The sequence below is a fragment of the Vibrio sp. 1078-1 genome (assembly GCF_033340475.1).
The window spans coordinates 1-579 of sequence record NZ_JAWOWM010000648.1 but is presented as its reverse complement, the minus strand read 5'-3'; the positions used below and the strand labels follow the sequence as shown (position 1 = coordinate 579).

Sequence of the window (579 nt, the reverse complement as noted above, 5' to 3'; positions counted from 1 at the left end):
CAGAATCGAATTGTTACTTTCATTTACCGAGGCGCGTGTGGTGTATCTTTTTGAACACAAACCTGCACAACGAGCTAAAAAAGTAGGCCATGACCCGATTTGGGTAGAGACTCAAGCGTGGCTGCTAAACACCAAAGCTACGATTGAACGTTTGCTTTACGATTCCACTTATATCTCGTCAACGCTGCCATCTGCGCCTTTAGATAAATCCATCAAGCGAACCATCATGGTTGTGGATGATAACGAGTCTCTGCGTAAGTTTACGGCGATGTTACTAGAGAAGCAGGGATTTGAAGTGGTACAAAAGGAAGATGGTCAGCAAGCATTGGACACTCTTGAAAAAGAAAATATCGATCTGATTTTAATGGATATTGAGATGCCAATCATGGACGGAGTAGAAGCGTCGCGACGTATCCGTAACTCAGAAAAGCCGTATGCAACTGTGCCGATTATTGCGCATACGGGAGACAGTTCTCCTGTGACGCTAGATAAAATTGGCTCATCCGGCATGTCCGACTTTATCGTTAAACCCGCAGATAAGAATCGCCTTTTCGATAAAATTGCTAACTGGATTTAAAA

At 43.5% G+C, this 579-nt stretch carries 1 protein-coding gene; it reads left to right on the top strand.

Translation table 11 applies throughout. The features are described from left to right. Positions 1 to 577, top strand: a 577-nt coding sequence (locus R7190_RS29290) for a response regulator (RefSeq protein ID WP_318138127.1), incomplete at its 5' end; no start/stop codon positions are given. Positions 578 to 579: the final 2 nt, after the last annotated feature.